Origin of the sequence: Streptomyces cacaoi (assembly GCF_006539165.1) — a bacterium.
Taxonomy (GTDB): domain Bacteria; phylum Actinomycetota; class Actinomycetes; order Streptomycetales; family Streptomycetaceae; genus Streptomyces; species Streptomyces cacaoi.
On record NZ_BJMM01000047.1, the window covers coordinates 1 to 12,535 of the forward strand.

The following is a 12,535-nucleotide window of genomic DNA, read 5'->3' on the forward strand; positions in this document are numbered from 1 at the left end:
CCCGGGGATCGCCGGGCGCAACGGCCCAGCAGCACAGGAGAGCCGCCACGATGAGTCTCCCCGTCGCCCCCGCCGACGCCCCGGCGCCGGCCGACGGCCCGCAGCGCAGCTCGCTGCGCGGTGCGTACGGCGCCGTCGGCTTCATGGCCTTCGTCGAGCTGATCAGCGGTATCCACCAGGGCTTCCTGCCGCCGCTGCTGCCCGAGCTGGGCTCGCTGCACGGCACCTCGGCCGGCGCGGTCGGCTGGGTGGTGAGTATGCAGCTGCTGTCAGCGGCGGTCGCCGTGCCGGTGCTGACCAAGCTCGGCGACATGTACGGGCACCGAAGACTGCTGCGCATCGCCGTGGCCGTCACCCTGGCCGGCGCGGTCCTGATCGCGCTGGCGCCGTCGATGCCGGTGGTGCTCGCCGGACGGTTCCTGATGGGCCCGCTGTCGGCGTGGCTGCCGCTGGAGATCGCCATCGTCCACGACCGGATCCGGGGCGAGGGCGCACGCCGGGCCATCGGGCTGCTCATCGGCTGCATGCTGGCCGGTTTCGCGCTGGGCAGCGTGCTCGGCGGCTGGGTGCAGGGCCTCACCGGCGACGTCCGGCTGACGCTGCTGCTCCCGGCGGTGCTCACGCTGGCCTGTCTCGTGGTCACCTTCCGGCTGATCCCGGAGTCCGTGGTGCGGGCGGCCCGCCGCCTGGACGGGCCCGGGTTCGTGGGGCTGGCGGCGGGTCTGCTGCTGCTCCAGTTCCCGCTCTCCCAGGTCGCCACCGTCGGCTGGGGCGCGACGCGGGTGTGGCTGCCGCTGCTGCTGGCGGCCCTCGTGCTGGGCGTCTGGGGCTGGTGGGAGCTGCGCACCCCGGAGCCGGCCATCGATCTGCGGGCCCTGGCGTCGCTGCGCATCTGGCCGGTGATTCTGGCGTCGATGATGTACGCGATCGCCCTGTTCGGCTCGCAGTCGCCCAACTCGACCTTCCTGGGGACGGAGTCCTCGCACGGCTACGGCTTCGGACTGAGCGCCTCGGGCATCGCGTGGGCCACCCTGCCGCAGACCCTCACCGCCGTCGTCGGCGCCCAGCTGCACACCCGGATCGCCCGCCGGCTGGGGCTGCGCGGCTCGGTCGCCCTGGGCGCGGTGGTCCTGGCACTCGGGTACGGGGCCGTCGTCGTGCACGACTCCGATCTGACGTTCTTCGTACTCGCCATCGCCGTGGGCGGGTTCGGCAACGGGCTGCTGTCCGGCGGCCTGCCCTCGCTCGTCGCGGAGAACGCTCCCGAGGACCAGACGGGTATCGCCGCGGGCCTCTACAACACCGTGCGCACCCTGGCCGGGGGGCTGGCGGGCGGCGTGTTCGCCGTCGTCCTCGGCAACATGGTGCTCGCGGGCACGGACATCCCGGCGGCCACCGCCTACCACCTGGTGTGGGGCTGCTGTGCTGCCGCCGGGGTCGTCGCCGCGCTGCTCGCCCTGTTCGTGGCGCGCGGCGGAACCACCGTCGAGGAGAAGAAGCACTGATGACACGCCCCGCCGCCGAAGCCGCCCGAACCGCCGGTGACGCGAGCGACGCCGATGCAGCCGCTGACGCCGGATCCGCCGGTGACGCCGCTGCCCGGCTGCGTGCCGAGGCCGAGGCCCTGGCACCCGAACTGGCCGAGCTGCGGCACGCGTTGCACGCCGAGCCCGAACTCGGCCTCGAACTCCCGCGGACCCGGGAGAAGGTGCTGGCGGCGCTGGAGGGCCTGCCGCTGACGGTCACCACCGGCAAGAACATCGGCTCGGTGACCGCCGTGCTGCGCGGCGCACACCCCGGCCCGGCCGTCCTGCTGCGCGCCGACATGGACGCGCTGCCGCTCACGGAGGAGGCGGACGTCCCCTACGCCTCCCGCTTCGAGGGCGTCATGCACGCCTGCGGGCACGATCTGCACACGGCCGCGCTGGTGGGCGCGGCCCGGCTGCTGAGCGCCCGCAGGGAGGAGCTGTCCGGCTCCGTCGTCTTCATGTTCCAGCCGGGCGAGGAGGGGTACGACGGCGCGGCGGCGATGATCGAGGAGGGCGTGCTGGAGGCGGCGGGCGAACGCCCCGTCGCGGCCTACGCGTTGCACGTCTCGTCCAACGGCAACGGCGTCGACCGGCTCGGTGGCGTGCACACCCGCGTGGGCACGCAGACGGTCGCCAACGCCGAACTGCACGTCACCGTACGGGGCGTGGGCGGCCACGGCTCCACCCCGCACCAGGCCGCCGACCCGGTGCCGGCCATGGCCGAGATGATCACCGCGCTCCAGACGCTGGTGACCCGCGCCGTGCCGGCCTTCGAGCCCCTCGTCCTCACGGTCGGTCTCGTCCGGGCGGGCACCAAGCCCAACATCATCCCCGAGGACGCCTCGTTCGGCGCCACCGTCCGCTGCACCAGCACCGAGGGCATCCGCGACTATCTGCGCCGGGCCACCGCCCTGTGCGAGGGCATCGCGGCGGGCCACGGGGTGCGGGCCGAGGTGCGCGCCGACGAGCAGTACCCGGCGATGGTGCACGCGGCCGAGGCCGTCGAACTGGCCCGGGAGACCGTCACGGAGCTGTACGGGGAGGGCGCGTTCCGGATCTCGCGGGATCCGCTGATGGTCTCCGAGGACTTCTCCCGCGTGCTGGACGCCGTGCCCGGCGTCCAGTTCCAGCTCAGCGCCTGCCCGCCCGAAGTCCGGCCCGAGGACGCCCCGTTCAACCACTCGAGCCAGGCCGTGTTCGACGACGGCGCCCTCCCGGTCGGCGCCGCCGTCCTGGCACGTATGGCCCTGCGGAGGCTGGCCCGCGCCTGACAGGTGTGCCGGGGAGTGCCCGGAAGGTGCGGGTGCCGAGAGTGCGGGGTGGTGCCCGCAGAGTGCGGGTGTGCGCGGGTGGAGGGCCCGGCGTGTGTTCAGGGCAGGTGCAGCGTGAGCGCCTCGCCCCGGCGGCGGACGGTGACCTCCGCGTGCGTACCGCACTCCCGGACGACCGCGCGTGCCTGCTCGATCCCCGTCCGCCAGTCGTCGAGCAGCCGCAGATCGATCTCCTCCCGCCAGGTCCCGTCGGGCAGGTGGTAACGGGCCGGGCCGTGGGTGACTCCGCCCGAACCGGCCCGTCGGAGGCGCTCGTTGAGCGCCGCGAGCGGCGGTCCGCCGCGCTGCTGCGCCGGCAGGACGAGCCGCGCGCCGTACGACCGCAGCGGGCGCGGCGCCGGGCCGGTGTGCGCGCGCAGGAGGACGCCGGGCTCGACGCCCAGCAGCAGCTCGGTCATCACCAGTGCCCGCAGGGTGCCGGCCTCGGGAGCCAGCGCGTCCAGCACGGCCGCGTCCGTGCAGCCCCGGTCCCGCACCGCGGCGCGCAGCTCGGCGCGCCGGGCCGCCGTCCCGTCGCGGCCGAAGGCGTGTGCGGCGGCGCGTACCGCCTCCGCCGCCGCCCAGGGCTGCCGGGCGGTCTCGGCGCACCGCAGCCGGGCCTGCTCGACGGTTCCCGCGAGGGCGTCGAAGGGGAAGTCCGGATACTCCGGTGAGCGCAGGGAGCCCAGGCTTCCGGAGGGGAAGTGCTCCCGGTCCGGGTCGTGCGCGTACGGAAGGCCCACGGCGGCCTCCCCGGCCCCGCCCCCGGCCCCGCGGCCGTCCCCGTCCCCGCTCTCGTCCTCGTCCGGGAACCACTCGTCCGGGTACCGGTGGCCGGTGTCCTCGTCCCGGACCCACCGGATGCCGGAGGCGCGCAGGTCCGCCAGGCTCGCGTAGACGAGGCGCTGGTACGCGTCGAGGCCGGGCAGCCCGGCGAACGCCTCGCGCAGCAGCGGCAGCGCCGTCGCGGCGTCCGCCTCGTCGCACACCGGCGCGAAACGGCTGAGCAGCGCGAGGTGGGGCCCGGGATACGCGGCGCGGGGATCGGCCAGCGCGGCGGCCCGGCACAGCACATCGGCCTCCCGCCAGTGCAGCCCGTACGGGGTCGGGTGCGCCTGGTCGTCCCAGCCGAGCTGGAGCGGCTCTGCGGAGCCGGGGTCCAGCAGGCTCAGGGTGAGTTCGAACGGCCCGGCCTCCACCAGCACGGCCCGGCCGCCCCCGGCGTCGTAGACGACGCGGTCGTCACCGGCGCCGCCCCGCGGACCCGCGCCCTCCGCCGCTTCCCGGGCCTCGTCGAACGCCTCGGCGCTGCCGCTGCCGTACTCCTTGTACTCGCAGAACTCGTCGAAGTACCAGAAGCCCCAGAAGTCCGGGTCGTCGTAGGGGAGTGGGGAGAGGCTGCCGTCCGTCATGCGGGGATGATCGCATCCACCGGCCGCAGGACGCGGACCGCCCCCGTGCGGCCCGGAGGAGCCGGAACCCGCCCGGGACCACCGCGCCCCTGTCCGCCCGTCGAGGGCGAACAGGGGCTGCGCACAAGGACGGTGACGCCCCGTCAGGCGGCCGGGACGCTCGCGGTGCCCGGCTCCAGGAAGCGGCGTCCCGTGACGCGCTCGCTGACGCCCTCGCGGTCCAGGTACGGGGTGATCCCGCCCAGGTGGAAGGGCCAGCCGGCGCCGGTGATCAGGCACAGGTCGATGTCCTGCGCCTCGGCGACGACGCCCTCGTCGAGCATGAGGCGGATCTCCTCGGCGATGGCGTTCAGCGCCCGCTCGCGCACCTGCTCCTCGGTCAGCTGCGTGTCCCCGGTCTCGAAGAGCGCGGCGACGGCGGGGTCGATCTCCAGCGTGCCCGGCACGTACAGATTCCGCTTGCCGGCCCCGACGACCCGGCCGAGGTTGGCCGAGACGGCGAACCGGTCCGGGAAGGCCGCGTTGAGCGTCTGCGAGACGTGGTGCGCGACGGCCGGGCCGACCAGCTCCAGCAGCACGATCGGCGACATCGGCAGCCCCAGTGGCCCCAGCGCGCGGTCGGCCACCTCCACGGGTGTGCCCTCGTCGATGGAGGCCAGCACCTCGCCCAGGAACCGGGTCAGCACCCGGTTGACGACGAACGCCGGCGCGTCCTTGACCAGCACGGCCGACTTCTTCAGCTTCTTGGCGACGGCGAACGCCGTGGCCAGCGAGGCGTCGTCGGTCTTCTCGCCCCGGACGATCTCCAGCAGCGGCAGGACGGCGACGGGGTTGAAGAAGTGGAAGCCGACGACCCGCTCGGGGTGCTTGAGCTGCGAGGCCATCTCGGAGACGGACAGCGAGGAGGTGTTGGTGGCGAGCACGGCGTGCTCCGGCACGACCGCCTCGACCTCGGCGAACACCTTCTGCTTGACGCCCATCTCCTCGAACACGGCCTCGATGACGAAGTCCGCGTCGGCGAAGGAGGCGGCCTTGTCCAGCGAGCCCGTCACCAGGCCCTTGAGCCGGTTGGCCTTGTCCTGGTTCACCCGGCCCTTGAGCAGCAGCTTGTCGATCTCCTCGTGGCAGTAGGCCACGCCCTTGTCGACCCGCTCCTGATCGATGTCGGTCAGCACGACCGGCACCTCCAGGCGCCGCGCGAACAGCAGCCCGAGCTGCGAGGCCATCAGACCCGCGCCGACGACACCGACCTTGGTGACCGGACGGGCCAGCTCCTTCGACGGCGCACCCGCAGGACGCTTGGCCCGCTTCTGCACCAGGTCGAACGCGTAGAGCCCGCTGCGCAGTTCACCGCTCATGATCAGGTCGGCGAGCGCGGAGTCCTCCGCCTCGAAGCCCTGCCGCAGGTCGCCGTTCTTCGCCTGCGCGATGATGTCCAGCGCCCGGTAGGGAGCCGGTGCGGCGCCGTGCACCTTGCTGTCGGCGATCTCCTTGCCGCGTGCGACGGCCGCGTCCCAGCCCTCGCCCCGGTCGACCTCGGCCCGGGTGACCTCGACCTCGCCGCGCAGCACGGCCGAGGTCCAGCGCAGCGACTCCTCCAGGAAGTCCGCGCCCTCGAACAGCGCGTCGGCGATGCCGAGTTCGTAGACCTGCTTGCCCTTCAGCTGCCGGTTCTGGTTGAGCGAGTTCTCGATGATCACGCTCACCGCACGGTCGGCACCGATCAGGTTCGGCAGCAGCGCACAGCCGCCCCAGCCGGGGACCAGCCCGAGGAAGACCTCCGGCAGCGAGAAGGCCGGCAGCGCGGCCGAGACGGTGCGGTAGGTGCAGTGCAGCCCCACCTCGACACCGCCGCCCATGGCCGCGCCGTTGTAGTACGCGAACGTCGGCACGGCCAGCGCGGACAGCCGCTTGAACACGTCGTGCCCACCGCGCCCGATGGCCAGCGCGTCCTCGTGCCGGGTCAGCTGCCCGACGCCCTTGAGGTCGGCGCCCACGGCGAAGATGAACGGCTTGCCGGTGATGCCGACGCCCTTGATCTCGCCGTCCGCCGCCTCCTTCTCGACCTGGTCGATGGCGGCGTCCAGGTTGGCCAGCGAGGCCGGCCCGAAGGTGGTGGGCTTGGTGTGGTCCAGCCCGTTGTCCAGGGTGATCAGCGCGAACTTCCCCGCGCCGGACGGCAGATCGAGATGGCGCACGTGCGCCTGCGTGACGACCTCGTCCGGGAACAGCTCGGCCGCGCCCTTCAGCAGCTCGGCGGTCTTGCTAGTCACTTGTTGCCCTCCCAGTGGGGGTTCTCCCAGATGACGGTCCCGCCCATGCCGAAGCCGACGCACATGGTGGTCAGCCCGTAGCGCACGTGCGGCTGCTCCTCGAACTGCCGGGCGAGCTGGGTCATCAGCCGCACACCGGAGGAGGCCAGCGGGTGACCGAAGGCGATCGCCCCGCCGTACTGGTTGACGCGCGGGTCGTCGTCGGCGATGCCGTAGTGGTCGAGCAGCGCCAGCACCTGGACGGCGAACGCCTCGTTGATCTCCAGCAGCCCGATGTCGTCCATCGAGAGCCCGGCCTTGGCCAGCGCCTTCTCCGTGGCCGGCACCGGCCCGACGCCCATCACCTCGGGCTCGACACCGGCGAACGCGAACGAGACCAGCCGCATCCGCACCGGCAGCCCCAGCTCCCGCGCCACGTCCTCACCGGCGAGCAGCGAGGCCGTCGCACCGTCGTTCAGCCCCGCGGAGTTGCCCGGCGTGACCCGGCCGTGCGCCCGGAACGGCGTCTTCAGCCCGGCCAGCCCCTCCAGCGTGGTGCCCGGCCGCATCGGCTCGTCGGCGGTCGCCAGCCCCCAGCCGGTCTCCCCGCCCTCGGGCGAGGTGCGCCGCACCGAGACCGGCACCAGGTCCGGCTGGATCCGCTCGTTCGCGTACGCCTTGGCCGCCTTCTCCTGGCTGCGCACGGCGTAGGCGTCGGCGCGCTCCTTGGTCAGGTGCGGGAAGCGGTCGTGCAGGTTCTCCGCGGTCATCCCCATGAACATCGCGGACTCGTCGACCAGCTTCTCCGAGACGAACCGCGGGTTGGGGTCCACGCCCTCGCCCATCGGGTGGCGCCCCATGTGCTCGACCCCGCCGGCCACGACCACGTCGTAGGCGCCGAACGCGATGGAGCCGGCGGTCGTCGTCACGGCCGTCATCGCACCCGCGCACATCCGGTCGATGGAGTAGCCGGGCACGGTCTTCGGCAGGCCGGCGAGGATCCCGGCGGTACGGCCCAGGGTCAGCCCCTGGTCGCCGATCTGCGTCGTCGCGGCGACGGCGACCTCGTCGACGCGCTCCACAGGCAGGTCGGGATTGCGGCGCAGCAGCTCACGGATGCACTTGACGACCATGTCGTCGGCGCGCGTCTCGTGATAGATGCCCTTGGGGCCCGCCTTGCCGAACGGTGTGCGAACGCCGTCGACGAAGACGACATCCCTTGCGGTACGAGGCACGTTGGCTCTCCTCCAGGTGCGGCCGGGGGTCGGTCGGACCCCATGCTACTTGTGGGTAACCACCTGGCAAGGCCCGCCCCGGATCAGAAGCACACGTCACATCCCGCGGCGCCGAACACCCCTGCCCGGGGCTCCCCCGAAGACCCCGCCCGCCGGCTCCCCGGCCCGAACACCCCGCGGGGCCGGGGCGCTTCACCCGGGCCGGCCCCGCACCCCCGCTCCCGTCCGGCACGGCCCGGCGGACGACGGGGACGGCCCCGCCCCCGCAACGGACGCAGCCCCGTCAGGCGGAGACGGAGAGCGCCGCGCGCAGCAGCTCCGCGGTCTGCCCGATCTGCCACTCGCGGGCGCCCATCCGCCGCAGCGCCTCGCCGACCGTCTCCCGCGTCACCTCGGCCGGCGGCTCCCAGCACAGCCGCCGCACCGTGTCCGGCGTCAGCAGATTCTCCTGCGGAAGGTTCAACTCCTCCGCGTGCTGCGTCACCGCGGCACGCGCCGCCGTGAGCCGGGCCGCCGCGTCCGGGTCCTTGTCCGCCCACGAGCGCGGCGGCGGCGGACCGGCCGGAGCCTGGCTCTGCTGCGGCAGCTCCGACTCCGGCAGCGCCCGCGCCCGCTCGACGGCCGCCTGCCACTGCTCCAGCTGCCGCCGTCCCATCCGGTGGCCGAACCCGGGGAGCGCCGCGAGCGCCCGCGCGTTCGCCGGGGACGCCAGCGCCGCCTCGACGATCGCCGCGTCCGAGAGCACCTTCCCCGGAGAGACGTCCCGCTTCCTGGCCACCGCGTCCCGCGTCTGCCACAACTCCCGCACCACGGCCATCTGCCGCCGTCTGCGCACCTTGTGCATGCCCGACGTGCGCCGCCACGGGTCCTTGCGCGGGGGCGGCGGGGGAGCGGCGACGATCGCGGCGAACTCCTCCCGCGCCCACTCCAGCTTGCCCTGCCCGGCCAGCTCCTCCTCCAGCGCGTCGCGCAGATCCACCAGCAGTTCCACGTCCAGCGCCGCGTACCGCAGCCACGGCTCGGGAAGCGGTCTGGTGGACCAGTCGACGGCGGAGTGCCCCTTCTCCAGGGCGTAGCCGAGGACGTTCTCCACCATGGCGCCCAGCCCGACCCGGGGGAACCCGGCCAGCCGACCGGCCAGCTCGGTGTCGAACAGCCGCGCGGGGCGCATACCTATCTCACGGAGACACGGCAGATCCTGGGTGGCCGCGTGCAGCACCCACTCGCTCTGCGCGAGCGCGGCGTCCAGCGCGGTGAGATCGGGGCAGGCGACCGGATCGATCAGCGCGGTGCCGGCGCCTTCGCGGCGCAGCTGCACCAGATAGGCCCGCTGACCGTAGCGGTAGCCGGAGGCCCGCTCGGCGTCCACCGCCACCGGACCCGTCGCCTCCGCGAACGCCGCGGTGACCCGGGCCAGACCGTCTCCGGTGACGGTGACGGGTGGGATGCCCTCGCGTGGCTCCAGCAGCGGGACCGGCGCCGGACCGGATTCGGGACGGGGGGCCTGAGCTGCCTGTGCTGATGCGGTCTCTTGGGCGTCGGTCACCAGTCAAGGGTATCCATGTGCACGCACTGCAAAGCGCCCGCCGACGGAACGTTACCCCGGCGGGCGCTCGGTTTCGGCGGGCGCGTGCGGCCCGCCCGGTCAGTGGATGATGCCGGTGCGCAGCGCGACCGCGACCATGCCGGCGCGGTCTCCGGTACCCAGCTTGCGGGCGATGCGGGCCAGGTGGCTCTTCACGGTCAGCGCCGACAGGCCCATGGAGACGCCGATCGCCTTGTTCGACTGGCCCTCGGCCACCAGCCGCAGCACCTCGACCTCCCGGCCGGACAGCTCCCGGTAGCCGCCGGGGTGCCCCGGACCGCCGGGGCCGCCGCCGGGGCGCCGGTGCAGCCGGGCCGCCGCCGCACCGATCGGGGCGGCGCCGTGCCGGGTGGGCATCGCGCCGCCGAGGTTGGTCCTGGTGCCGGTGACGACGTATCCCTTGACGCCGCCGGCGAGTGCGTTGCGTACCGCTCCGATGTCGTCGGCCGCCGACAGGGCCAGTCCGTTGGGCCAGCCCGCGGCACGCGTCTCCGACAGCAGGCTCAGCCCGGAGCCGTCGGGGAGGTGGACATCCGCGACGCAGATGTCGCGGGGGTTGGCGACTCGGGGACGGGCCTCCGCGATCGACGACGCCTCGATCACGTCCCGGACGCCGAGAGCCCACAGATGTCGGGTCACGGTCGAGCGGACGCGGGGGTCGGCCACGACCACCATGGCCGTCGGCTTGTTCGGGCGGTAGGCGACCAGGCTTGTGGGGTGCTCAAGAAGAACAGACACCGGGCCTCCTGTGAGGAGTGGGCTGGGGACGGAGCCGAACGTGTCGGGTATTCCGTGCAGAAGGGTCACAGACTCCTTCGGCAGTCGACTCCGGTGTCTTTAGGGAAAGATCACGGATTGATGACCCGGATTCCGCGGGTTTTGGTTTTTCCCAGATGCTCCCGGCAAATGCCGCCACGGGAAATTCCTTTGTCTACACGGTGTCTTTGTCTACACGGAGACAGTGCGCCAAGCGTGGGCGCGCCGTGCAGGGGCCGGGCGGCACGGGCCGGGTGGCGCCGGGCCGCACGTGGCGGTGCGACCGAGTACGACCCGGAAATGGGAAGGCGGCCGCGGGAATTACCGGGGAACGGGCCCGGACGGCCGACGCTCGGGGAAGGCCGGTGGAAGGTCGGTGGAAGGGCTGGGCGGAAGGCTGGTGGAAGGCCGGTGGAAGGGGGGCCGGAAGGGCGGTGGAAGGTCCGTCGGCGCGCGTGGAAGAGGGGGCGGGCGGGCGGAAGATGGCCACCGAAACGGAACCGCACCGCGCCGGGTGGTGGCGCGGTGCGCAAGAAGCCGGAAGTGGCGGGAAGAAGGCGGGGGAAGCCGGGAGAAGCCCGGAGAAGTTCGGAGAAGCGGGCCGGGGGTCGTCGCGAATGGCTAATGCGGTCCGCGGCGCTGCGGGAGCTGTACGACGGAACCCTGGTCGCCGGTTTCCGGCGGCAATCCGGCGCACTGGCAGAGGAGTTCGCACCAGGCGGCCAGATGCGCTGCCGCGTCGGGGGTCTCGCCCTCCGGGGACCAGCTCGCGCGGAACTCCAGGAGTTCCTCCGGCTGCCGGTTCGCGAGCCCGCCGAAGAACGCCGAACTGGAGCGGGTGACCGTGCCGCTGGGCTCCGTGTACCCGGCGCCCCGGGACTCCAGCGCCCCGGTCAGCCAGGACCAGGTCACCTCCGGGAGCAGCGGGTCGCCGGCGATCTCCGGTTCCAGCTCCGCCCTGCCGAGGGTCACCACCCGGAACGTGCCCTTCCAGGAGTCCTGGCCCTCCGGATCGTGCAGCAGGACGAAGCGCCCGTCGGCCAGCTCCTGGCCGGCGTCCTCGGGCGCGGTGACGGCGGCCTCCAGGGCGAAGGCGTACGGCGCGAGGCGGCGTGGCGGGGGCAGTGGGGAGATCCGGATCTGGGGGCGTGGCTGGAACTCGCTCAGTGCGGTGACGGCCAGCCGGAACGGGACCGGAAAGGAATCGCCGCCCCCGCCGCCGCTGCCGCTCGTCCCCTCCGTGCCGTCCACTCCTCCGGTGCCTCCCGCCTTCGCCGTCCGAGCCGCTGCCATGGGCGGAAGAGTAGGCGGAGGCCATCCTTCAGCCCGGTAGGGACACCCCGTTCGGCCGTGGGAGACTTCCGTGTGTGAGTGGAAACGACCGCCCCACGGGCCAGCCGACGCCGCACAGGGAAGTCCCGTCCGGCGATGTCAAGGACTCGACCTTCCTGCGCGCGTGCCGCCGTGAGCCGGTGTCGCACACGCCGGTGTGGTTCATGCGGCAGGCCGGGCGTTCGCTGCCCGAGTACCGCAAGGTGCGCGAGGGCATCGGGATGCTGGACTCGTGCATGCGGCCGGATCTCGTCGCCGAGATCACGATGCAGCCGGTGCGGCGGCACAACGTGGACGCCGCCATCTACTTCAGCGACATCGTCGTGCCCCTCAAGGCCCTCGGCATCGGGCTGGACATCAAGCCCGGCGTGGGCCCCGTCGTCGACGAGCCGGTGCGCGGCGCCGCCGATCTGGAGCGGCTGCGGCCGCTGGAGCCGGACGACGTCGGGTATGTGACCGAGGCCGTGCGGCTGCTGGTGGACGAGTTGGGCAGCACGCCGCTGATCGGCTTCGCGGGGGCGCCGTTCACGCTGGCCAGCTATCTCGTCGAGGGCGGGCCGTCGAAGAACCACGAGCGCACCAAGGCGCTGATGTACGGCGAGCCCGAGCTGTGGGCGCGGCTGCTGGACAGGCTCGCGGACATCACGGCGGCCTTCCTCAAGGTGCAGATCGAGGCCGGGGCGAGCGCCGTGCAGCTCTTCGACTCCTGGGTGGGCGCGCTCGCGCCCGAGGACTACCGGCGCAGCGTGCTGCCGGCCTCGCGGAAGGTGTTCGAGGCCGTCGCCGGGTACGGGGTGCCGCGGATCCACTTCGGGGTCGGCACCGGCGAGCTGCTGGGGCTGCTCGGACAGGCGGGCGCCGATGTCGTGGGCGTCGACTGGCGGGTGCCGCTGGACGAGGCGGCACGGCGGGTCGGGCCCGGGACGGCGCTCCAGGGCAACCTCGACCCCGCCGTGCTCTTCGCGCCGCGCGAGGCCGTCCAGCGGCAGGCCGACCGGGTGCTGGAGTCGGCCCGCGGGCTGGAGGGGCACATCTTCAACCTCGGGCACGGCGTGCTGCCGGCCACCGATCCGCAGGCGCTCACCGATCTGGTCTCCTACGTCCACGAGCGCAGCGCGCGCTGA

The 12,535-nt window shown here is 73.4% G+C and carries 9 protein-coding genes; 3 read left to right on the forward strand and 6 right to left on the reverse strand.

The window, feature by feature from the left end; genetic code table 11:
• Positions 1-50 precede the first annotated feature (50 nt).
• The gene (locus SCA03_RS28840) at positions 51-1,505 is read left to right on the forward strand and encodes an MFS transporter (RefSeq protein ID WP_086815171.1); all 1,455 of its coding nucleotides are present in this window, start codon (positions 51-53) and stop codon (positions 1,503-1,505) included.
• The gene (locus SCA03_RS28845) at positions 1,505-2,800 is read left to right on the forward strand and encodes a M20 metallopeptidase family protein (protein WP_086815170.1); all 1,296 of its coding nucleotides are present in this window, start codon (positions 1,505-1,507) and stop codon (positions 2,798-2,800) included. Before SCA03_RS28840 ends, SCA03_RS28845 begins: the two co-directional genes overlap by 1 nt.
• A gap of 98 nt (positions 2,801-2,898) precedes the next feature.
• Here the strand turns inward: SCA03_RS28845 and SCA03_RS28850 are convergent, their stop codons facing one another.
• The 6 genes from SCA03_RS28850 to SCA03_RS28875 all read right to left on the reverse strand — a co-directional run bounded on the left by SCA03_RS28850 (position 2,899) and on the right by SCA03_RS28875 (position 11,372).
• A complete protein-coding gene (locus tag SCA03_RS28850) occupies positions 2,899-4,251 on the reverse strand; it encodes a hypothetical protein (protein WP_141275737.1) in 1,353 nt (450 codons plus the stop codon).
• A 143-nt stretch (positions 4,252-4,394) separates the two neighbouring features.
• Positions 4,395-6,524 (reverse strand): 3-hydroxyacyl-CoA dehydrogenase NAD-binding domain-containing protein, encoded by a 2,130-nt coding sequence (locus SCA03_RS28855; RefSeq protein ID WP_141275738.1) that lies wholly within the window; start codon positions 6,522-6,524, stop codon positions 4,395-4,397.
• Positions 6,521-7,738 (reverse strand): thiolase family protein, encoded by a 1,218-nt coding sequence (locus SCA03_RS28860; protein ID WP_030879201.1) that lies wholly within the window; start codon positions 7,736-7,738, stop codon positions 6,521-6,523. The genes SCA03_RS28855 and SCA03_RS28860 overlap by 4 nt, the downstream gene beginning before the upstream one ends.
• A gap of 283 nt (positions 7,739-8,021) precedes the next feature.
• Positions 8,022-9,284, reverse strand: a complete 1,263-nt coding sequence (locus SCA03_RS28865; RefSeq protein ID WP_086818355.1) for an HRDC domain-containing protein — start codon at positions 9,282-9,284, stop codon at positions 8,022-8,024.
• Between the two features lie 99 nt (positions 9,285-9,383).
• Positions 9,384-10,061 carry a response regulator transcription factor gene (locus tag SCA03_RS28870; RefSeq protein WP_030879195.1) on the reverse strand — a complete coding sequence of 226 codons (678 nt, stop codon included), beginning with the start codon at positions 10,059-10,061 and terminating at the stop codon, positions 9,384-9,386.
• 639 nt (positions 10,062-10,700) lie between these two features.
• The gene (locus SCA03_RS28875; RefSeq protein ID WP_030879193.1) at positions 10,701-11,372 is read right to left on the reverse strand and encodes a DUF3000 domain-containing protein; all 672 of its coding nucleotides are present in this window, start codon (positions 11,370-11,372) and stop codon (positions 10,701-10,703) included.
• 74 nt (positions 11,373-11,446) lie between these two features.
• Between SCA03_RS28875 and hemE the strand changes: the two genes are divergently transcribed.
• The gene (gene hemE / locus SCA03_RS28880) at positions 11,447-12,535 is read left to right on the forward strand and encodes a uroporphyrinogen decarboxylase (protein ID WP_086818086.1); all 1,089 of its coding nucleotides are present in this window, start codon (positions 11,447-11,449) and stop codon (positions 12,533-12,535) included.

Bases quoted from the DNA above. Each gene is read 5' to 3' on its own strand.
- SCA03_RS28840 (WP_086815171.1), top strand. From the start codon at position 51: ATGAGTCTCCCCGTCGCCCCCGCCGACGCCCCGGCGCCGGCCGACGGC.
- SCA03_RS28845 (WP_086815170.1), top strand. From the start codon at position 1,505: ATGACACGCCCCGCCGCCGAAGCCGCCCGAACCGCCGGTGACGCGAGC.
- SCA03_RS28850 (WP_141275737.1), bottom strand. From the start codon at position 4,251: ATGACGGACGGCAGCCTCTCCCCACTCCCCTACGACGACCCGGACTTC.
- SCA03_RS28875 (WP_030879193.1), bottom strand. From the start codon at position 11,372: ATGGCAGCGGCTCGGACGGCGAAGGCGGGAGGCACCGGAGGAGTGGAC.